The 19,303-nt window shown below is 65.9% G+C and carries 20 protein-coding genes; 9 read left to right on the top strand and 11 right to left on the bottom strand.

All coding sequences use genetic code 11. The features are described 5' to 3' along the window. Positions 1-110 precede the first annotated feature (110 nt). From DFW101_RS03295 to DFW101_RS03280, 4 genes are all read right to left on the bottom strand, one after another. Positions 111-710: a class IV adenylate cyclase gene (locus DFW101_RS03295; RefSeq protein WP_009180110.1), complete on the bottom strand. Its 600-nt coding sequence runs from the start codon at positions 708-710 to the stop codon at positions 111-113. A 108-nt stretch (positions 711-818) separates the two neighbouring features. Then, complete coding sequence (hypD, locus tag DFW101_RS03290) at positions 819-1,910, bottom strand: hydrogenase formation protein HypD (RefSeq protein WP_009180109.1); 1,092 nt, start codon at positions 1,908-1,910, stop codon at positions 819-821. Then, positions 1,897-2,124: a HypC/HybG/HupF family hydrogenase formation chaperone gene (locus DFW101_RS03285; protein ID WP_009180108.1), complete on the bottom strand. Its 228-nt coding sequence runs from the start codon at positions 2,122-2,124 to the stop codon at positions 1,897-1,899. The genes hypD and DFW101_RS03285 overlap by 14 nt, the downstream gene beginning before the upstream one ends. A gap of 111 nt (positions 2,125-2,235) precedes the next feature. Next, on the bottom strand, positions 2,236-2,604 hold the full coding sequence (locus DFW101_RS03280; protein WP_009180107.1) for a hypothetical protein: 369 nt from the start codon (positions 2,602-2,604) through the stop codon (positions 2,236-2,238). A gap of 125 nt (positions 2,605-2,729) precedes the next feature. Between DFW101_RS03280 and DFW101_RS03275 the strand changes: the two genes are divergently transcribed. The 4 genes from DFW101_RS03275 (at position 2,730) to DFW101_RS03260 (ending at position 6,387) form a co-directional block, all read left to right on the top strand. Continuing rightward, positions 2,730-3,374 (top strand): HDIG domain-containing metalloprotein, encoded by a 645-nt coding sequence (locus DFW101_RS03275; RefSeq protein ID WP_009180106.1) that lies wholly within the window; start codon positions 2,730-2,732, stop codon positions 3,372-3,374. After that, positions 3,337-4,251, top strand: coding sequence for a D-alanine--D-alanine ligase family protein (locus DFW101_RS03270; RefSeq protein WP_009180105.1), 915 nt, complete (start codon positions 3,337-3,339; stop codon positions 4,249-4,251). Before DFW101_RS03275 ends, DFW101_RS03270 begins: the two co-directional genes overlap by 38 nt. 107 nt (positions 4,252-4,358) lie before the next feature. Continuing rightward, positions 4,359-5,486: a glutamine-hydrolyzing carbamoyl-phosphate synthase small subunit gene (gene carA / locus DFW101_RS03265; RefSeq protein ID WP_009180104.1), complete on the top strand. Its 1,128-nt coding sequence runs from the start codon at positions 4,359-4,361 to the stop codon at positions 5,484-5,486. Between the two features lie 82 nt (positions 5,487-5,568). Further along, positions 5,569-6,387 carry a tetratricopeptide repeat protein gene (locus DFW101_RS03260; protein ID WP_009180103.1) on the top strand — a complete coding sequence of 273 codons (819 nt, stop codon included), beginning with the start codon at positions 5,569-5,571 and terminating at the stop codon, positions 6,385-6,387. A 290-nt stretch (positions 6,388-6,677) separates the two neighbouring features. Here the strand turns inward: DFW101_RS03260 and DFW101_RS03255 are convergent, their stop codons facing one another. Beyond that, a complete protein-coding gene (locus DFW101_RS03255) occupies positions 6,678-7,499 on the bottom strand; it encodes a L,D-transpeptidase family protein (protein WP_009180102.1) in 822 nt (273 codons plus the stop codon). 293 nt (positions 7,500-7,792) lie between these two features. On the opposite strand from DFW101_RS03255, the gene DFW101_RS03250 reads away from it, so the two are divergent. Then, entirely contained in the window at positions 7,793-8,200 is a 408-nt protein-coding gene (locus DFW101_RS03250) for a bacteriohemerythrin (RefSeq protein ID WP_009180101.1), read from the top strand. Positions 8,201-8,501: 301 nt separating this feature from the next. On the opposite strand, the gene DFW101_RS03245 is transcribed toward DFW101_RS03250, so the two are convergent. The 5 genes from DFW101_RS03245 to DFW101_RS03225 all read right to left on the bottom strand — a co-directional run bounded on the left by DFW101_RS03245 (position 8,502) and on the right by DFW101_RS03225 (position 12,800). Then, positions 8,502-9,713 (bottom strand): GAK system CofD-like protein, encoded by a 1,212-nt coding sequence (locus tag DFW101_RS03245; protein ID WP_050805049.1) that lies wholly within the window; start codon positions 9,711-9,713, stop codon positions 8,502-8,504. 47 nt (positions 9,714-9,760) lie between these two features. After that, positions 9,761-10,867, bottom strand: coding sequence for an HprK-related kinase B (locus tag DFW101_RS03240; protein WP_009180099.1), 1,107 nt, complete (start codon positions 10,865-10,867; stop codon positions 9,761-9,763). Positions 10,868-10,880: 13 nt separating this feature from the next. Then, a complete protein-coding gene (gene phoU, locus DFW101_RS03235; RefSeq protein ID WP_009180098.1) occupies positions 10,881-11,546 on the bottom strand; it encodes a phosphate signaling complex protein PhoU in 666 nt (221 codons plus the stop codon). 134 nt (positions 11,547-11,680) lie between these two features. Further along, the gene (gene pstB, locus DFW101_RS03230) at positions 11,681-12,442 is read right to left on the bottom strand and encodes a phosphate ABC transporter ATP-binding protein PstB (protein ID WP_009180097.1); all 762 of its coding nucleotides are present in this window, start codon (positions 12,440-12,442) and stop codon (positions 11,681-11,683) included. A gap of 151 nt (positions 12,443-12,593) precedes the next feature. Next, positions 12,594-12,800 carry a hypothetical protein gene (locus tag DFW101_RS03225; protein ID WP_009180096.1) on the bottom strand — a complete coding sequence of 69 codons (207 nt, stop codon included), beginning with the start codon at positions 12,798-12,800 and terminating at the stop codon, positions 12,594-12,596. A 196-nt stretch (positions 12,801-12,996) separates the two neighbouring features. Here DFW101_RS03225 and DFW101_RS03220 point away from each other — a divergent pair, with 196 nt between their 5' ends. Next, positions 12,997-15,468, top strand: coding sequence for a glycosyltransferase (locus DFW101_RS03220; protein ID WP_009180095.1), 2,472 nt, complete (start codon positions 12,997-12,999; stop codon positions 15,466-15,468). A 91-nt stretch (positions 15,469-15,559) separates the two neighbouring features. Here the strand turns inward: DFW101_RS03220 and DFW101_RS03215 are convergent, their stop codons facing one another. After that, positions 15,560-16,804 carry a radical SAM protein gene (locus DFW101_RS03215; RefSeq protein ID WP_009180094.1) on the bottom strand — a complete coding sequence of 415 codons (1,245 nt, stop codon included), beginning with the start codon at positions 16,802-16,804 and terminating at the stop codon, positions 15,560-15,562. A 286-nt stretch (positions 16,805-17,090) separates the two neighbouring features. Here DFW101_RS03215 and DFW101_RS03210 point away from each other — a divergent pair, with 286 nt between their 5' ends. The 3 genes from DFW101_RS03210 (at position 17,091) to DFW101_RS19740 (ending at position 19,045) form a co-directional block, all read left to right on the top strand. Next, positions 17,091-18,152: a hypothetical protein gene (locus DFW101_RS03210; RefSeq protein ID WP_009180093.1), complete on the top strand. Its 1,062-nt coding sequence runs from the start codon at positions 17,091-17,093 to the stop codon at positions 18,150-18,152. Between the two features lie 24 nt (positions 18,153-18,176). Then, positions 18,177-18,431, top strand: coding sequence for an amphi-Trp domain-containing protein (locus DFW101_RS03205; protein WP_009180092.1), 255 nt, complete (start codon positions 18,177-18,179; stop codon positions 18,429-18,431). 209 nt (positions 18,432-18,640) lie between these two features. Then, complete coding sequence (locus DFW101_RS19740) at positions 18,641-19,045, top strand: hypothetical protein (protein WP_198285077.1); 405 nt, start codon at positions 18,641-18,643, stop codon at positions 19,043-19,045. Positions 19,046-19,303 lie beyond the last annotated feature (258 nt).

Raw genomic sequence — 19,303 nt, 5'->3', positions numbered from 1 at the left:
CGGGGTTCCGGCATGGGAACCGGCCGCCTTGCACTCCATGACAAGGGGTACGAAAAAACGCGGCCAGTGACAACCGCGAGCGGAAAAGGCCGCAATCGTTAATACTTCGTTCAGGATGCGGACAGGTCGGCGAGCAGGGCCAGACGGGTGTCGGCGTCGAACACGAAGCTGTCGGCGGGCGGCAGGTGGCAGGCGGCCAGATGGCGCCGGTACAGGGCGTGGTAGGTGTCGGCCAGGGCCGCGTCCATGGCGAGGCCAAGGCGCGCGGCCACGCCGGGGATGGCATCGGCCGGGCCTTCGATTTCGAGGTAAAGGCCGAAGGGCAGTTGGTCGAGGCAAACGAGCGTCCGGCCAAGCCGCCAGGTTTCCCGGACCTTTTCGTAGCGCAGAAACGGCCGGTAGCCGAGGTGGAAAAAAACGGCCTGCAAGGCGTCCGGGTCGGCCACCTCGGTCTCGATTTCCTGGCGGACCTTCAGGCCCTGGCCCTCCGGGGCAGGGGCCGGGAGCTTGAGCGTCACCCGGGCCGAGGCGTCTCGCCGCAGGCGCAAAAGAACATCCCGATGGCGCAGGTCCCCGTCCGGCGTGTCGAGCACCACGTTTTCCTCGAACCGCCGGGACAGCCGCTCGGCCCCGGCCCGCACCAGCGCCTCGCGCACGGGTTCGAAGGCCTCCACGGCGAATTTGGTCTCGATCTCCTCGGCCATGGACATGGCAGGCTCCTTATGCGGGAAGAACCGGGACTCCGCCCCGGACCCCTTGCCGGGTGGGTCCGGGAGGGGGTGACCCCTCCCGGCCGCCGGAGGCATCTTTTCTTCCCCCTACAACTCCAGCCGGTACTTGTGGTACGCGGCGCAGCCGCCTTCGGTGGAGACCATGCACGGCCCGACGGGCGTGGCCGGGGTGCAGGCCTTGTCGAAGAGCGGACACTGGTCCGGGGCCATCTTGCCCTTGAGGACCTCGCCGCAGCGGCAGCCGGCCAGGACCGGCGTTTCCCGAAGCTCCACCCCGGGCAGGCGCATGGCGTCGAAGTCGGCGAATTCGTCGCGGATGGAAAGTCCGCTGGCCGAAATTTTGCCAAGGCCCCGCCACAGGGCGTCGGCCGGGACAAAAACCTCGTCCATGACGGCCCGGGCCACGGGGTTGCCGTCCTCGGCCACCACCCGGGTGTAGGTGTTGTGCACGGCGGGCCTGCCCTCCCGGCGCATGGCCACGATGTCGAGAAGGGCCGACAGGATGTCCACGGGCTCGAATCCGGTGATCACGGCCGGGACCCGGTATTTTTCGGCCACAAACCGGTAGGGGGTCGCGCCGATGATGGCCGAGACGTGGCCCGGCAGGACAAAGGCGTCCACGTTGATGTCCGGATCGTCCAGGAGAGCGGCCAAGGCCGGCGGCACGAGCTTGTGGAAGCTTAAAACCCGGAAGTTTTTGAGGTTGCGCTCCCTGGCCAACCGGATGGTGGCGGCCACGGCCGGGGCCGTGGTCTCGAAGCCGACGCCGAGAAAGACGACCGTCTGGCCGGGATTGGCCGCGGCCACGGTCAGCGCGTCCACGGGCGAGTAGACGACCTCGACCCGGGCCCCGTCGGCTTGCGCGGTCTTGAGGTTTCTGCCCTTGGGGCCGGGCACGCGCATGAGGTCGCCAAAGGTGGCCAGGATCACGTCGTCGCGGCCGGCCAAGTCCAGAAAGGCGGCCACTTCCGACTCGTGGGTGACGCAGACCGGGCAGCCCGGGCCGGTCACGTGGGTGATGGTCCCGGGCAGGAGGCTTCGAAGTCCCGACTGGAAGATGGCCACCGTGTGGGTGCCGCAGACTTCCATGAACCGGAAGGGTTCGGTGGCCTCGGCCGTCAGCCGCGCAAGCAGGACCCGGCACAGGGCCGGGTCCTTGAAGGCGTCAAAGGAGTTCAAGGTTCAGGCCTTCCTGGAAAAGTTTGATGGTTTCCAGGGCATCGTCGCGGTCGAGGCGGCGGATGGCGAAGCCGGCGTGGACAATGACGAAGTCTCCGATGGCCGGGGCCGCGTCGATCAGGTCCAGGCGGACCTGCCGGGTGACGCCGCCGATGGTGACGTCGGCGGTCTTATCGGCAAGGGCGGTGATTTCCATGGGAACGGCAAGGCACATAGGTTCCTCCGGCAAGGGGGGCTGGACAGCGGGCAAAAGGCCCGTCGCGTTCGGGGGAATATGCGCATCCCGACCGGGCTTGTCAAAAGCCCGCCCGGTCCGGGCCGGCTTTCAAGCGTCCCCGAGTTCGGTCACCGCCAGGGCCTTGAAGGCTTTTGGCGGAATGAGTTCCTGGTGGACGGCGAACCGGGCCTTGCCCGCCGCCTTGTCCGCGTCTTCGGCCGCCACCTCGATCTCGCCGGAGAGTTCCGTCTCCACCTTGGTACGGTAGACGACCTCGTAGGTGTCCGGCCCGTCAGCCTCCAGGCGGCGGATGGTCAGGGGCTCGAAGTGGAAATAGGGTTCGTCCGGCCGCGCGTCCGGGTGGACGCGGGCCTGGGCCGCCAGCATGGCCTGGCCTTTGCCCGAAGCGGAGACCACCTCGGTCCCTTCGCGGTCCTTAAATATTTTGGTTTCATAGCGCACGAGGAATTTTTTCATGGTCATCCCGGACCGAACAGGGCTTACGCCCCACGTCGGCCATTGCTTTTTCCCGAGGGGTTGCTATCAGGGCAGCTGCCGGGGACGAAGCGTCCTTTTCCCGTCCGGCAACCGGCGTTTTTTCCATGTCCGAACAGACCCACGACACAGACACCACGTCCCGGCCCCTGCCCACGGAACCGCCCGGTCCGCCAACCGGGGCGCCGCACGTGTCCTTCGTGCCGACAGACGACGAATGCCGCCGCCTGTGGGACGCCTTCGACATGCTGCCAAACGTCCGCGAGCACAGCGAGCTGGTGGCTTGCCTGGCCACGGCCCTGGCCGAGGCGGCGGCCCGGGCCGGGCTGACGGTCAACGTGGCCGAGGTGCGGGCCGCGGCCCTGCTCCACGACTTGGCCAAGACCTACACCATCCGCCACGGCGGCAACCACTGCCAGCTCGGCGGGGCCTGGGTCCAGGAACTGACCGGCAATCCGGCCCTGGCCCAGGGCGTGGTCTGCCACGTCTCCTGGCCCAAGGCCCTGGATCTGCGGGCCGATTTCCTGCCGCTCGCGCTCATTTACAGCGACAAGCGGGTCAAGCACAACCAGATCGTCACCCTGGAGACCCGGTTCGACGACCTGCTCGTGCGCTATGGCAAGACCGAATTCATCCGCGAGCGCATCCGCGAATCCTTCCACCAGGCCGAGGCGATTGAGCGCGCCCTGGCCGAAACCCTGGGCATGAACATCCATGAAAGTACTTTTGGTTGCGGGGGGCTGGTCGAGTGAACGCGAGGTGTCCCTGTCCGGCGCGGCCCAGATCGAAAAGGCCCTTCTCGCCCTTGGCCACAAGGTCGTGCCCTTTGACCTGTCCCACGACTTTCCGGGTTTCGTCGCAGCGGCCCAAGCCTGCGATTTCGCGTTTTTAAACCTCCACGGGGCCCCGGGCGAGGACGGCCTGCCCCAGGCCCTGCTCGACACCGCGGGCGTGCCCTACCAGGGAAGTGGCCCGGCCGGCTCGTTTCTGGCGCTCAACAAGGCGGCCTCCAAGCAGCTCTTCCGGCAGGCCGGCCTGGCCACGCCCCGGTCCGCCTTCCTGCCGACGCCGCCGGGCGACGGATTCGTGCCGGATTTCGGGCCGCCGTGGTTCGTGAAACCCACCAGCGGCGGTTCGAGCGTGTCCATGACCCTGGTCCGCGATCCGGCCGATCTGCCAGAAGCCCTGGCCCGGGCCTTTGCCTCGGGCGACACGGCGCTGGTCGAGGAAGGCCTGGCCGGCCCGGAACTGACCTGCGCCGTCCTTGGCGACGAGGCCCTGCCCCCGATCCTCATCCGGCCCAAGGCCGGGGAATTTTTCGACTATGCCAGCAAGTACGAACTCGACGCGGCCGAGGAGATCTGCCCGGCCCCGGTGCCTGATACCCTGGTGGCCGAACTCGGACGAATAAGCCTGGCCGCCCACAAGGCGCTCGGGCTTTCCGGCTACAGCCGGGCGGATTTCATCCATACGGAGTCGGGCCCCATGCTCCTCGAGGTCAACACCCTGCCGGGCATGACCCGGACGAGCCTGCTCCCCAAGTCGGCCCAGGCCGCCGGGCTGAGCTTCCCGGACCTCATCGCCCGCTTGATGGAACTGGGGCTTGCGCGCTGCGGCAAGAGGCCTTAATTGAGCGCAACCCGGGAGCGCGTCCGGCCTTTACGCCGGCCCCGTTCCGATATACCGTGCCTGCGGCCGCGTTCGGCGGCCACCGCACCCTACTTTCGGAGACATGCATGAAAGCCATCCTGGCCCTCGAAGACGGCACCCTCTTTCACGGTCACACATTTACCGGCGAGGGCAGCGCCGGGGGCGAAGTGATCTTCAACACCGGCATGACCGGCTACCAGGAAGTGCTCACCGATCCGTCCTATACCGGACAGATGGTGTGCATGACCTATCCGCACGTGGGCAATTACGGCATCAACCCCGAGGACGTGGAATCGGCCAAGATCCGCGTGGCCGGGTTCATCGTCAAGGAGTGCTGCAAAGAACCCTCCAACTGGCGTTCCACCATGACCCTGCCGGACTACCTGACGCGCCAGGGCATAACCGGCATCGAGGGCATCGACACCCGGGCCCTCACCCGCCACCTGCGCCTGCACGGCGCCATGCGCGGCTACATCGCGACAGACGTGTCCGATCCCCGCAGAATCGTGGAAGCGGCCAAGGGCCTGCCGACCATGGAAGGCCTTGGCCTAGCCGACCAGGTGACCTGCGACGCGCCCTTCGTCTGGACCGAAAACGGGATCAAGCCGGCCAAGATCGTGGACGGCCGCTATGCCTGGCCGGGCCCCGGCCCCAAGGTGCTCGTCTACGACATGGGCATCAAGTGGAACATCATGCGGCTTTTGTCCGCCCAGGGCTTCGACATCCTGATGGTTCCCTACACCACCACGGCCGAAGAGGCCAAGCGCCTGGACCCGGATGCCATTTTCCTGTCGCCCGGCCCCGGCGACCCGGCCGCGCTGACCGATCTGATCCACACCACCGCCCTTCTGGCCGACCAATACCCGCTGGCCGGCATCTGCCTCGGACACCAGCTCCTGGGATTGGCCCTTGGCGGGAAGACGTTCAAGCTCAAGTTCGGGCACCATGGCCTAAACCATCCCGTCAAGGATCTGGAGACCGGACGCATCGAAATTTCCTCGCAAAACCACGGTTTTTGCGTGGACATCGAAAGCCTGTCCGACGTAGAGTTGACGCACGTGAACTTGAACGACGGCACGCTCGAAGGTTTCGCGCACAAGAAAAAACCCGTCATCGCCATCCAGTACCATCCGGAGGCGGCGCCGGGCCCCCATGACAGCCGGTCTTTTTTCTCCCGTTTCCGCACCCTGGTGCGCCGGGAGACAGGCAAATAGGCCACCCGTTTCCGCCTCCGATCCCGCGTGAGGCGCGCCGGGAGACGGGCCGATAACCAGGGCGCCGACGCGCCGGGGATGCATGTCAGCCGAACTGACCAAGGCCCGCTCCCAGATCAACAAGGTCGGGACATTTCTCAAGCAGGCCAAGCCCCTGCCCGCCGTGTCGGCCCTGTACGAGGCCATCGGCGCGGTCATGCGCACCCAGCTCATGAAGTCGGAGAAGGAGGAGTTCACCAAGCTCATCACCGACGCGGTGCTCCTCCTCAACGGCGATCGCAACCTCCGCAAGATCTATCCGCTGATCCTCAACTACACGCCCGGCAGCGAGCGGGAACTGGTCGAAACCCTCATGGGGGTTCTCAGCGAACTGCAGGCCACGGCCGTGGAAGAAGCCAAGGATCTCATCGCGGACAAGGAGCAGCGCATCGAGAAGGGGCTGGCCGAGGGCAAGCTCCTCATCGAGACCAAGCGTTTCGACGAAGCCCGCATCCTGCTTGAGAAACTCGCCCGGGAATTTCCCCACGATTCCGACCTGCGGGCCCGGATCGCCGAGCTTTTCATCGGCGGCGAACTCTTCGAAGAGGCCTTCACCTTCCTCGACGAGGCCATCGGCCTCTCTCCGGACCAGATCCGCCACTACAACCGCATCGGCATCGTGCTCAGAAAACTCCACAAGTACGAGATCGCGGAAAAATATTTCATGCGGGCCGTGGAATACGCCAAGTCCGATCCGAACCTGTATTTCAACCTGGGCCGGGTTTATCTGGACTGGCAGCGATGGGAAAAGGCCGAAAAAGCCTCCCGGCTGGCCCTTCGCCTCGCCCCTTCCTTTGTCGAAGCCCAAAAGCTCCTCAATTTCTCCCTCAAAAAGCAGGGCAAGGAACCGGAACCGGCCTAGGCCGGCCGCCAAGCCCGCGTTCCCCGTCGCCGGCCGGAACAGTGCCCCAAGGCCCCCGGCGGTCCGCCCATGGGTCGGCCACCCCTTTCAGTGTTTCCTCGCGGCCCTCGGCACGCTTCCCCGCTCTGCGGGACGCCTCCGGCGACCGCTCCCGGCCCGGGACATGATGCCCCCGTCCGTCCCCACGCTTTTTCCGCAGGCAGGCACTGCATCCGGTCCTTTCCCCATGTTGCGGGGTCCGGTGCGACCGCGCCGTACCAGACCCCTGGAAAGAGTGGCCGACCGGTGGGCTAGTCCCTGACCGTCGAGGCCAACAGCTCGGGCGCGCCCCAGCGGGCGGCCAGACGCTTGAGTTCCGGGCGCGGCAGCTGGACCAGGATCGGCTTTTTCGAGGCGTCCATCCAGGCGAGCACGGCCAGGATGGCCGGCTCGTTCATGGCCGTGCAGCCGACGGTCGGCGCGCCCGGCCGCCGCCACAGGTGGAAAAAGATGCACGATCCCGCGCCCGGCACGGTGTCCGGGGCGTTGTAGTCCACCATGAGGCCGAAACGGTACAGCCCGTCGGGCCGCAGCATCCGGTCCGGCGAGGTCCAATCCTTCGTCGCGGCCGTATTCTCATCCAGGATCCGGTTGTAGGACGCGGAGTTGATCGTCTCCACGCACACCGTCTGGTCCGTCACCCGATGGACCGGCATTTTCGGCGTGGTCCACAGGTCTTGCGGCTGGTAGGCAAAGGCGGTGCCAAAGGCGAAGACCCCGGCCGGCGACCGGCCGTCGCCCTCGATTTTGACCGGACCCTCGGCCGGCGGCGGCCCCTGCAGGCCCCGCCCCCAGGCCATGCCGTTTTTGCCGATGGTCACGGCCACATCGTCGCCCACAGGCCGCCAGGCCCCGTCCCCGCCCCGCTCGAAACGCCGCAGCCGGGCCTGGTTGTCGTTAAAACTCTCGGCCACGACCAGGACGAGCTGGCGTGACCCGGCAAGGGGCGAGGCCGGCGTGGCCGGTCCGGACGCGGCCACGGGTTCGGTTCGGGGCCGGGAAGAGGCCGTCTGGCAGGCGGGCACGAACAGGGTGAGGGCCAGGAGAACGAGAACAGGGGATCGAAAGCGCATGCGCGGCTCCGGGTTGGTGTTGCAACAAAAGCAGGTGACGCGAGCGAACATAGCCCAAACCGAACGGCCAGGGAAAGCCTCTTCCTTGAATCATTCCCCGGGTAATGCCGTCGGTTCGGTCCGGCTTGTCCCTGTGCCACGGCGGCCGTTTCGTCCTGGCAGCACCGTCACAACCGCAGGAAGATTCTTGACTTGCGTCGGTTCCCTGTCATGATAGAGCAATAAAATGAACGTGCTGTCCGACACCCCCGGACACGGCCCGGCTGCCGCCGCACCATCGAAGGGAGTAGCGCATGATCGCATGGAATCCATCCTTGTCCATCGGCATCCAGGAGATTGACGAACAGCATCAGGCCATCGTCGGACTCATCAATGAACTGGAAGCCAATAAGGACAGCCAGGATCCTACTGTCGCCATCGATGCCCTCCGTTTTCTACGCGAATACTTGCATGGCCATTTCGACCTGGAATGCGAACTGATGCTCGATATTTGCTATCCTGATCTGGAAAGTCACAAACAACAGCACGAGCTTTTCATCAACCACGTCATTTTCTTTGAAATAGAAAACGAATTCGGCGTGGTGACGTCTGTCATGCTCAGCGACATCCTGGCCTTTTTAAACGACTGGTTTGTCAGCCACATCGCCACGGAAGACAGGAAGCTCGGCGCTTTCGTGCGGACCCGGGCCATGACGAAATAGCCCGCTCGGCCACGCCTTTGCCTGACCGGCGGCCCGTACCGCCCCGACGGCACAAGCCGCCCCGTCCACACCGCTTCCGGCCTTCCCAACATTCTCCGTGCTCCGCGGTTCGTCCCGGGCACAGGCCTTCCATCCGGCCGCCCCGGCCAACCCCCTCCAACCGGTCGCTGGAAGATCGAATAGGCAGAAAGCGGGCCGGCCACTGCCAGCCTGCTCCCCCTGCATCTCCGCGATCAGGGATTGCGGGCCGGGAAACGGGGCGGCACCGTCCCGGGAACGCCTGGACCCGACGGCACCCCGCTCAGGTCAGGGAAAGCAGCAGTTCGGCCACCTTACGGCTGTCAGCCTGATCGGGATTGTCGTCCCGGGCCAGGGACACGTCCAGGACCTGGACGCCAAGCCGCCGTATGCCGGGAAGATCGAGCGGGTTTTCGTACCGGCCTTTTTTGCTGTCGACCAAGACGAAACGAAGCAGGTCGTCGCGGCGGCAGGCCTTGACGCAGCCACCTTCCAGGGCGCCAAGAAGCCTGGCCGTCTGTCCGGCCACGGTCAGGCCCCGCTGTTCCGGGTCGTGGCCGAGGTTGGGGATGTAGACCTTGGGGCAGTCCGTGGCGGCCACGGCGTCACCCACCCCCTGGGGCAGGAGGTTGGCGAGCAGGCTCGAATAGAAACTGCCGTAGGGATAGCAGATGACATCGGCCTTGCGGATGAGGGTTTCGGTCTTTTCCCGGATGCGCACGGTGGCCGGCGTGGGATCGTCGAGGTCCGCGACCAGCCAAAGCTTGGCGATGGGGGCGTCGATGGGGGCGGCTTCCTTGCCGGTCATGAGATGCTGGCCGAGAAGGACGCGGCCGTTTTCCAACTGGCAGGCCAGGTGCAGGTCGGCCGTGACGATGGGGCGCACCACGCCTCTGGCCTCCACGAGCTGCATGAAGAGGTAGATGACGGGATCGAGCATGCGGTTGTAGTTGAAATAGCCGCCGGTCAGGATGCAGTTGCCGATGCTCGCGCCCCGCAGGTCGAAGGACGGAGGCCGACGCTGCTCGAAGAAGTGCAGGTGGGTGCGGATGATCTTGCGCATGGGATCGGGGATGCGCCGCACGAGCGGGTCCTCGCCTGTGATCATGCGGCCGAAACGGACCGCCAGTTCCTCCTGTGTGGCGTCCTTGGGCAGGCGGTAGGCAAAAAGGTCGAACACGGCCGGGTTGCCGGTGATGGAACGGTCGGCCAGGGCCATGATGCGGTTTCGGATGTCGCCCACGGCCGGCATGGCAAAGGCCTTGCGCAACACGGCCGAGGAGCCGCCGGAATCAAAGGGTGTGATGAGATGGATGGAGTTGGAGGTATAGTCGATGAGGGTCTCGCTCAGGTGGCGAAGGGCCGTGCCGCCGCTGAAAAAAAGGAGCTTGGGGCCAAATTCCGGGGCCCGGCGGTACAGGGCCGCCCGGGTCGGGTCCGGCAGCGTGACGGTGCGGCTTATGGTCACGCGCGGCAGGGATTTCGTGTCCGGCACAGGCAGTCCTTTGTCGCGGATCGGTTGCAAAAAAAGCACGTCGCGCCTCAGGCGCGTCCTTCCGGGGATTTTCCCGGGCACGAAGCGCCAAGCACGTCCAGGCATACGGCGGCGGCATGCCCGAAATCCACCCCTCCATCCAGCACCAGGACCGGACACCGGCCGAGCAGCGACAGGTAGTCGGCCGCTTCGGCCCGCCGCGGCCCCTCTTCGAAAATGACGCCCCGGTCCTTCATGAAGGCCGGCAGGAGGTCGGGCCGGCTCGCGATGTCCGTCCAGGCGGCGCGCGCTTCCCCGCCTCCCGGCCGCCAGCACAGGACCACCAGGGCGGCAAGCCCGGCCCGCAACCGGAACCGGCCCGGCCCGAAACAGTCGCGGATGGGAATGTCGTATTTGCGCTCCAGGCTCCACAAAACCCGGGGCGGGAGCCCGGCATAGGCCGCCCGTTCCTCTTCGGTCAATACGGCGCCCAGACGGTCGTTATGCAGGAGCGTTCCCGGATTGACCCGGGGCATCCGGGGGATGCCGGTGGCTATCAGCCCTCCCGGTCCGGAGCCGGGGTCGGGGCCGACCAGCAGGCGGTCGTTCGACACGAACGACGCCCCATGGCGCATGACCTCCAGGGCCAGGGTCGACTTGCCCGCCCCGGCAAAGCCGGCCACGGCCACGGCCGATTCCCCCAGGCAGACGGCGGCGGCATGGAAAAGGGCGGCCCCGGCCCGGAACTGCCGGTCGGCGAACCGGGCGTTGATGGCGTTTATCACCTGGTCCAGGTGCCGCCGGCAGGGCCCGAGCACGAAATGGCCGGCCGAACCGAAGACCAGGAGCAGGCCGGTGCGCCGCTTGCGCACGATCCGGCCGTCCGGCAGGTCCGCGAACTCCTCTTTGGCCGCGTCGTCTTCCCCGGTCCACGGCACAAAAGGAAGATCCGGGACAAGGGGACCTGTCTCCACGACCGTGACAAGGAGGTCCGCCTCGCCGCCATCGCCGGGAAATTCCCGGTAATGGACGTCGAGATCCTGAAGGAGTTCCGCCGAATTGGAGCGCACGGTCACCCGGGTGTCGGCCAGGCGCAGATGCAGGGCGTGGTCCGGGGGCGTTTCGCCTGCGGACATTTCCAGGATGCGGCGACAGGTGGGCGTACGTGCGTCCATGCGCTCTCCCGTTCTATCTGGGCTGGCACTGCTGGCTGAGCATCACGCCCCGGAGGATGAAGACGAGGATCTCCCCGATATTGGCGGCATGTCCGCCCATGCGCTCGAAGCTGCGAGCGGCGAGGATGGCCCGCACCGACGCCTCGGGCGCGGCCTGGCACTGGGACAGGGCCTCGGTGATGCACCGCATGGCGGCCACGGCCAGTTCCCGGGCCTTTTCGTCGAGCCGGCAGACTTCCATGGCCCCGTCCAGGTCGTCGGCGGCAAAGGCATGGGCCGCCAGATTGTACATCCGCCCCGCATGCTCGGCCAGGTCGCCAAGAGCCTGGTCGCAGGCCCCGGGCAGCCCCACGCCGGTGAGGGCCCCCTCGGCCACGGACACGGCCTCGTCGGCCAACCGTTCCAGGTTGATCACCATGCGAGCGTAGCCCACGATGCGCCGCAGGTCGAGGGCGACCGGCTGTTCCAGGGCGAGCAGGCGCAGACAGGCCTCGTCGATGTCGCAGGTCTCCCGGTTGATGTCCTTGTCGGCCTCGATCACCTGGCGGGCCACGTCCAGGTCGTGGCGCAGGTAGGCGGCCAGGGCTCCCTGCCGGGAGGCCTCAACCCGTTCCGACAATCCGATGACCCGCTGTTTGAGGGCGTCCAACTCGGCGTGAAAATGCGATCTGGTTTCCATTGCTGCGCTCCCGGCACCCCGGCGGGGTGTTGTTGGCCGAAAAAAAACGCGACCGGCACGGCGGGCCAGTGCCCTGTGCCGCCGGCCGGCGCGTCAGCTGTTTCCGTACGATGCGGCGACGCGGCCGCCGCCCCCTAGCCGAAACGACCGGTCACGTAGTCTTCGGTCTGCTGCTTGGCCGGGCGGGTGAACACGGCCTCGGTGGGCCCGACCTCGACGAGCCTGCCCATGTAGAAAAAGGCGGTCTGGTCCGAGACGCGGGCGGCCTGCTGCATGCTGTGGGTGACGATGACGATGGTGTAGCTGCGCTTGAGCTTGGCGATCAGCTCCTCGATCTTCTGGGTGGCGATGGGATCAAGCGCCGAAGCCGGCTCGTCCATGAGCACCACTTCCGGCTCCAGGGCCACGGTCCGGGCGATGCAAAGCCGCTGCTGCTGGCCGCCGGAAAGGCCCAAGGCGGAATCGTGCAGCCGCTCCCTGACCTCGTCGAAGAGTCCGGCCGCAATCAGGCTCTTTTCCACCTGGCTGGAAATATAATCCTTATCGCGCATCCCGTTGACCCTAAGGCCATAGGCCACGTTCTCGAAAACGCTTTTGGGAAAGGGGTTGGGCTTTTGAAAAACCATGCCCACCTTGCGGCGCAGTTCCACCACGTCCAGGGCCGGAGTATTGATCCTGGCGCCGTCGAGCAGCACGTCGCCCGTGGTCCGCACGCCCGGGATGAGGTCGTTCATGCGGTTGAGACACCGCAAAAACGTGGACTTGCCGCAACCCGACGGCCCGATCAGGGCCGTCACCTGATTTTCCGGTATCGTGAGATCGATGCCTTCCAGGGCCCTGAACGTTCCGTAGAAAAAATCCAGGTTCACTGCTGCCATCTTGGTGGTATGTTTCATGAAACCTCTTGACGTCGCAAAATGGGACAGTGTGCGCCACCCGCCCCCTTCGACCCGGAAAAACTGGCAGGTCCCGATGACGAACGCGCCATCGGGAGGTGGCAACTCCGTGACAAGGGAGGGAAAGGCAACGGGGAGCGCGAGGTCCGGATCAGCCCTGGCGGCCGGACCGGCGGGAGACGAGGAATTCGAGCAGCAGCGCGGCCAATTCCTCACGGCTCCCGATGGCCTTGGCCCGCTGGCCAAATTCCCGGGCCAGCCGTTTTTCCCCCAGGGAGTCAAGGGTCCGGCATCCTTCCCGCACCAGGACTTCGTATTCGGCCTTGGCCGGCACCGTCTCGTCGCGCGCGGCATCCATGGCCCGAACATGCGCCCCGCCCCGGGCGGCAACAAGCGACGTTTCGGTGACAAGAGGGGTCCAGGCGTCAACAAAAGAGCGGGCAACCGCAATCCGAACGCCACAGGCCCGGGGATAGAAGGCGCAAACGCCGCCCGGAGCCGGGGCCTTCCTGCCGTCGGCCTCCCTGCCAGCCCTTTTCGCCCAAGGAGCGACCATGAAGATCGACCTGCACGTGCACTCCAAATACTCGACCCGGCCTTCCCAGTGGGTGCTGCAAAAGCTCAACTGCCCGGAGAGCTTCACCGAGCCCGTGCGCATCTACGAGGAAGCCCGGAAAAAGGGCATGGGGCTTGTCACCATCTCGGACCACAACCGCATCGAAGGGGCGCTCTCCATCGCCCACCTGCCGGGCACGTTCATCAGCGAGGAAGTGACGTCGTATTTTCCGGAGGACCGGTGCAAGGTCCACGTCCTGGTCTACGACATAAACGAGGCCATCCACCGCGAACTGCAGCGATTGCGGGAAAACGTCTACGACCTGGTCGACTACCTGCGGCGGGAAAACCTGCACCATGCCGTGGCCCACCCCCTTTTCGGAGTCAACGACCGGATCACCGTGCCGAACTTCGAAAAGCTCCTGCTCCTTTTCCGCAATTTCGAGATCAACGGCGCACGCGACGCCTGGCAAAACGACTGCCTGCGCGAGATCATCCCCAGCCTTGGCGAGGAGGCCATCTGGCGGCTGGCCGAAAAATACGGCATCGACCCCGGATATCCCCAGCCCTGGCGCAAAAACCTCATCGGCGGCTCCGACGACCACAGCGCCCTCTACATCGCCGCCACCTACACCCAGGTGGAAGGGGCGGCCAATCTCGAGGAATTTCTGAACGGCCTGGAAAACGGAGCCTCCCGGGCCATTGGCGCCTCTTCCACACCGAGGACCATGGCCCGCACCCTCTACAGCATCGCCTACCAGTACTACAAACACCGCTTCAGCATCGACCGGTTCCTGGACAAGGACGTGACCCTCAAGGTCATCGACCGATTCCTCGAACCGGAAGTGCAGGGGAGCGCCGGCCTGGCCTTCAAGTTGCGCACGCGGCTCGCCCGCAGCCTCACCCGTCGCCGCCCGGCCGCCCACACGCCGCTCAAGGACCTTATCCGCACCGAGACCGAGACGCTCATCCGCTCCGACGCCATGCTCATGGAATTCGCCCAGGCCGGCGTCCTGAACGGCGAAAACCTGGAAAGCGGCTGGTTCTCCTTCGTCAACCGGGCCACCAACCGGGTGGCCGCCCACTTCGCCAGGACGCTCCTTGACCACGTGAGCGGGGCCAACGTCTTCGACATCTTCGGCACCCTCGGTTCGGCCGGAGCCCTCTACACCATGCTCGCCCCCTACTTTCTGGCCTATTCCATCTTCACCAAGGACCGCCAGTTCAGCCAGGAGGCCCAAAAGGCCGTGAGCGGCAGCAACGGCCACGGCCACGACGTCCGGGTGGCCCATTTCACCGACACCTTCCACGAGATAAACGGCGTGTCCGGCACCCTTCGCCAGCAGGCGGAACTGGCCATCCGCACCGGCAAGCATCTTTCCATCATCACCTGCGACCACGGCCAGCGGGTCTTCGAGCCCGGCGTCCAGAACTTCAAGCCCATCGGCGTCTACCACTTCGACGAATATCCGGACCAGAAGCTCTTCTACCCGCCGCTCCTGGAAATGCTCCACTACGTCTACGCCGGGGAATTCACCCGCATCCACTCGGCCACGCCCGGCCCCATCGGCCTGGCCGCCCTTTGCATCGCCAAGACCTTGCGCCTGCCCATCTACGGCACCTACCACACCGCCCTTCCCCAGTACGCCCAGATCCTGACCGGGGACGAGGCCATGGAAGACCTGACCTGGAAATTCATCATCTGGTATTACAACCAGATGGATCTGGTTTACATCCCCTCCCGCGAGACGGGCCGGGAGCTTGTGGAAAAAGGCCTCGATCCGGCCAAGCTGCGGCTCTTTCCCCGGGGCGTGGACGTCGGCCGGTTCGATCCGGCCAAGCGGTCGGACGCGGTGGCCGGGCGTTTCGCCATGGGCGACGGCCCGCGCCTGCTCTACGCCGGCCGGGTGTCCCGGGAAAAAGACCTGCACCTGCTGGCCCAGGCCTTCAAGCGGCTGACCCGCTCCCGGCCCGACGCCACCCTGACCGTCGTTGGCGACGGCCCCTACCTCGACGAACTGCGGGCCCTCCTCGCCGGCACGCCGACCACGTTTACCGGCTACCGCGAAGGCGAGGAACTGGCCGCGCTTTTCGCCACCAGCGACCTCTTCGTCTTCCCGAGCGCCACCGACACCTTCGGCAACGTGGTCCTCGAAGCCCAGGCTTCGGGCCTGCCCATCATCGTCACCAACCAGGGCGGCCCCATGGAAAACATCCTGCCCGGGGAAACCGGGGAGGTGGTTCCGGCCGGCGACGCCGACGCCCTCTACCAGGCCGTCAAGGGCCTGCTCGACGATCCGGAGCGCATGCGGGCCATGGGCCGGGCCGGCCGGACCTACGCCAAGGCCCGCACCATCGAACAGGCCTTTGAGGACTACTGGGACATGTATGGCGACACGCCGCCCGCTCCGGCCGCCGAGCCCGAGCCCCAGACGGAAAAGCCGGTGCAGCGCATGGTCCACGCGGCGTGAAGATGCCTCCGGCGGCCAGGAGAGGCTCTGCCTCTCCTGGACCTCTCCGCCGGGGGGGATGATCCCCCCCGGACCCCCCGGAAGGGAAAAATCAGGTACGGGAGAAGCGGCGAAGTTTGGCGAAGTTCGGAGGGACGCGGCCGTCGAACTGGTCGCAGGCCGCGAAGTAGCGCAGGTCCGTGAGCCACAGGCCAAGCTGCTCGCGGTTGGCCCGCAAGAGGCGCAACCAGCCGGCCGGGCCGGCGGCCAGGTCGCCGAGCGGGCCGAGGAGCTCGCTCGGGTCCCGGAAGCACTCCCAGTCGCAGGAGAGGCAATGCGGCTCCCCTCCCAGCCGGTCCTCGGACAGCTTCCAGAACGGCCCCAGATTTTCTCCGGCCCGGTAGCCGCACGGAAAGGCGTCGCCGTGCCGGTCCACGTAAAAAAAGCTCACCCCGCCGAGACACGGCCGGACCGACCGGGAAGGTCTTCGCGCTCGGGAGGGTTTATCGTACTGGGCGAGAAGGGCGTGGATGGCCACAAGCGGCGTGAAGATGCGAAGCTTGTCCCGATGGCGCGGCACGGTGTCACGCACGGCGGAAAAAAGGGCCAGCTTTTCGGCGTCGGAAAAGGTCACCCGGGCGTCGGAGGCCGTGGCCGCGTACACGGCCCGGGCCCCGTTGCCCGCGTCGGCGTCGCTCATGGGATAGCAGCAGTTGGCCATGGTGAAGCCAAGGCCGGCCGCTTTTTCAAAAAACCGGGACAGGTCCCGGCAGGCGGCCTCGCGGAGCGTCTCCCCGTTCCCGCCAAGCGGTTCGGGACCGCCCATGAAGCGGTTGAGCGCCAAGTTGGCGGTGGGGAAAAGGCCGTGGTCATGAAAGATCGGCAAGGCCCGGGCCAGGCCAGCCACCATGCCGGCATGGCCCCGGTTGGCCTCGTGGGTGGCGGCATCGGCCGAATCGAGGCTGATCCAGAAATTGCGCAACCTTGTCGCGGCCAGCCCCTCGGCCAGCCGTGCCACCCGGTCGGTGAAATCCGGCGCGTCGGGATGGGCGAACCGGTAGCCGTTGGTGCCGGTGCGAAGATACGTGATGCCGGCCCGGCCGGCGTAGTCGAGGAGATCCAAAAGAAGCGGTCCGGCCAAAAACGGTTCACCGCCGGTAAAGGACAGGGCCGCCACGCCGAGGGCCGCACACCGGTCGATGATCCGTTTGGCCGCATCCCTGTCCAGGTCGCCGCGCGGGCCGCCGGCCGCGACGTTCATGCCGCACTGGACGCATCGGGCATTGCACCGGTCGGTCAGCTGCACGACCACCTGGCGCGGCCGGCCTCGCCATCGTAAAATCCGCATGATGGGCATGGGCATCCTTCTTGCGCCCCACGGCCCTGTTCCCGGAAAGGGCCAGGATGCCATGCGACGGATGCGGCATAGCCGTCCGTGCGGACCAACGGCGTGACGCCGGAGTGACGATCCGGCGTCACGCCTTGCGGTCTTTGAATTTTGCGTGATGCGACCGGACCGTCTTTAAATCGTAACGCCGCACGCGCATCAAGGAAAAATGGGCACCGTGCCCTGGGCCGGGAAATGATCGGCTGCGCGGCGAAAGGAATTTCGCCCACGGTCGCACCACGGCAGGAGGACCAGTATGGCAACCAAATCACGACTTGGCCGAGAGCCTTCAAGCGGGGGGGCCGCACCCGTCGGCAAGAAGCCTTCCCCGTCCGCGCCGTCCCACAATGCCACGAAAAAAAAGGCGGCCAGCGAAAGTCCCGCCGCGAATGCCGATGGCCGGATAGTCCGGCCGGCAGCCGAAGCGGTGCTCCCGCCGCCCCAGTCGGCATGGCAGGCCGCCACCCCGGCCGCTTCCGAACAACCGGCCGCGTCCGAAATTTCGGCCGTGCAGCCCGTGCCCCAAAGCGTCCCGATTTCGGAAGGACAGGCCGCGCCAGCCGTCTTCGCGTCCGAGTCCTTCACGCCGATCGCGACCGAGGACCTGGCCCAAACGCCGGCCTCGGCCGTGCAGCCCGTGCCCCAAAGCGTCCCGATTCCGGAAGGACAGGCCGCGCCAGCCGTCTTCGCGTCCGAGTCCTTCACACCGGTCGCGACCGAGGACCTGGGCATCCTGCCAGCCTTCGGCCGGTCGCCCGCCGAGGTGACGGTCCACGAAACAGCGGACGCGGTCTCTGGTTCCTCCGGCGCACCGGTTCCCCCGGCCACGGCCGGCCCGGACGCCGAAGCGGTGCCGGCAACCGCCCCCTCCCCCCAGGAAGGAGCCGCCGGGCCCCCGGAAACGCCACCGGCGGAAGTCTTCCTGCGCGGCGTACTCGAAAATATCGCTCCCGAGGGAGGGCTGCGGTATGCCGTTGCCGTCGATCCCGGGACCGAAACTCTTCCGGTCGAGAAACTCTTCTATTTCAGCCATGCCCTCCAGTTGCTCCTTGCGCCGCTGGAGTGGCCCGCGTCTTCCCGGCGCCACCCCCTGGCTGCGGTGGAACCGCCCGCCGGCCTCACGATACGTCTCGCCCGCATCGCGCCCGACCGGCACAGCCTGCGCGTGTACGATAACGGCTATTTCTTCAGCCAGTATCTTTCGGATACGCATCTGGAAATGGAAGCGCTGCGCCCGCTCGTCCTCTTTGTGGCCAAACGCCACGGTTCGATTGCCGTCAAGCGGGGACGGACCGTGGAATTCGAAATCATAGGCTAGAAACGGAAGCAAAAGGAGCGTCTCATGGAGAAGGACAAGATCAAGATCGAAGGGGTGATGCAGCTTTCCGAGGTCATCTTCAATCTGGAGAAGCTGGTCGGCGACATGAAATCCGGCCGGGTCGTCCTCGCCGCCGGGGACGAAAGCCTGGCCCTGTCGCCCTCCGTGCTGGTCAATGTGGAGATGAAGGCCTCCCAGAAGAAGGAGAAAGAAAAATTCAGCCTGGAAATCTCCTGGAAAAAACACAAGGAGATAGGCTTCGCCGAAAGGGACGAATAGAACCCGGCAAACGCTTTTTCAGCGGGCACGGGCGGCGCCCTTTTCGACCGTGCCCGCCTCGCGGCCCAAGGCCGCCAGCGCATCATGAAACGCATTGCGCGCACTCGTTCCCGGACCGTCGGCGTCCTCTCGTTTCCCTTTCGCCGGGCAAGGATGCGGCCCCCCCGTTCCCGCCGCTGCCGCCCACCCCGACGAGGATCGGTCGCCCCGTGAGCTCGGCCACGGCAGGAAAAGCGCCGTACCGGCCCGAAGCCGGCACACGCCCACCCCGCTCGGATGGCGGGGGCAATCGCCCGGAAAAAAAGAATTCTATCCAGCCTCGATCAGCGCCACTTGGTGTGGTCGAAAAGTCCGCGACGGGAAAGTTCCTCCGCTTTGTAACGATCGAAATCGAACCTTCCAGGCACCGATTCGCGGTCATGGCTTTTGGTTGCCATGAGAAGGAAAACGATCAATACCACAACACCGACCCCGAGAAGAATAAACATCCATTCCATGGTCAGAAACTAACAGGCTCCTGGCCGCTTGTCATCCTGATTTCAAGGCCATGGGAAACCCGTATTCTATCGAAAATCACGTACGCCCACCTTTTTGCTTTTTACTTTTCCCTGTAACGTCAGACAAATAAAGCGAAGAGCCCAGAGTCGGGAGCCGCCAGGCGCCTGTTCCGTCGCCGATCTTCGCCGACGCTCCAGGTTCCTCGAAGCCCGGGAAGGACCCTGAGGAGTTCGCGACAGCGCCACCACTCTTTGCATCCGTGCGGACCTGGGCCGGAAAGGGGAATCGCCATAACATGGCCTGCGGGCTCGATGAAACGAGAGAAACGCGACACTTCCCGCTTGTCCGCATGTCGCGGCCCCGGAAATAGTTGT

The sequence above is a fragment of the Solidesulfovibrio carbinoliphilus subsp. oakridgensis genome (assembly GCF_000177215.2).
In the GTDB taxonomy this organism is placed as follows: Bacteria; Desulfobacterota; Desulfovibrionia; order Desulfovibrionales; family Desulfovibrionaceae; genus Solidesulfovibrio; species Solidesulfovibrio carbinoliphilus.
Note: the sequence above shows the minus strand (reverse complement) of the source record. Positions and strands in the feature narration are given on the sequence as shown.

Bases quoted from the DNA above. Each gene is read 5' to 3' on its own strand.
- carA (WP_009180104.1), top strand. From the start codon at position 4,359: ATGAAAGCCATCCTGGCCCTCGAAGACGGCACCCTCTTTCACGGTCAC.
- pstB (WP_009180097.1), bottom strand. From the start codon at position 12,442: ATGAAACATACCACCAAGATGGCAGCAGTGAACCTGGATTTTTTCTAC.
- DFW101_RS03295 (WP_009180110.1), bottom strand. From the start codon at position 710: ATGTCCATGGCCGAGGAGATCGAGACCAAATTCGCCGTGGAGGCCTTC.
- DFW101_RS03250 (WP_009180101.1), top strand. From the start codon at position 7,793: ATGATCGCATGGAATCCATCCTTGTCCATCGGCATCCAGGAGATTGAC.
- DFW101_RS03280 (WP_009180107.1), bottom strand. From the start codon at position 2,604: ATGAAAAAATTCCTCGTGCGCTATGAAACCAAAATATTTAAGGACCGC.
- DFW101_RS03220 (WP_009180095.1), top strand. From the start codon at position 12,997: ATGAAGATCGACCTGCACGTGCACTCCAAATACTCGACCCGGCCTTCC.
- DFW101_RS03225 (WP_009180096.1), bottom strand. From the start codon at position 12,800: ATGGATGCCGCGCGCGACGAGACGGTGCCGGCCAAGGCCGAATACGAA.
- DFW101_RS03260 (WP_009180103.1), top strand. From the start codon at position 5,569: ATGTCAGCCGAACTGACCAAGGCCCGCTCCCAGATCAACAAGGTCGGG.
- DFW101_RS03270 (WP_009180105.1), top strand. From the start codon at position 3,337: ATGAAAGTACTTTTGGTTGCGGGGGGCTGGTCGAGTGAACGCGAGGTG.
- DFW101_RS03275 (WP_009180106.1), top strand. From the start codon at position 2,730: ATGTCCGAACAGACCCACGACACAGACACCACGTCCCGGCCCCTGCCC.
- phoU (WP_009180098.1), bottom strand. From the start codon at position 11,546: ATGGAAACCAGATCGCATTTTCACGCCGAGTTGGACGCCCTCAAACAG.
- DFW101_RS03285 (WP_009180108.1), bottom strand. From the start codon at position 2,124: ATGTGCCTTGCCGTTCCCATGGAAATCACCGCCCTTGCCGATAAGACC.
- DFW101_RS03215 (WP_009180094.1), bottom strand. From the start codon at position 16,804: ATGCCCATCATGCGGATTTTACGATGGCGAGGCCGGCCGCGCCAGGTG.
- DFW101_RS03210 (WP_009180093.1), top strand. From the start codon at position 17,091: ATGGCAACCAAATCACGACTTGGCCGAGAGCCTTCAAGCGGGGGGGCC.
- DFW101_RS03240 (WP_009180099.1), bottom strand. From the start codon at position 10,867: ATGGACGCACGTACGCCCACCTGTCGCCGCATCCTGGAAATGTCCGCA.
- DFW101_RS03255 (WP_009180102.1), bottom strand. From the start codon at position 7,499: ATGCGCTTTCGATCCCCTGTTCTCGTTCTCCTGGCCCTCACCCTGTTC.
- DFW101_RS03205 (WP_009180092.1), top strand. From the start codon at position 18,177: ATGGAGAAGGACAAGATCAAGATCGAAGGGGTGATGCAGCTTTCCGAG.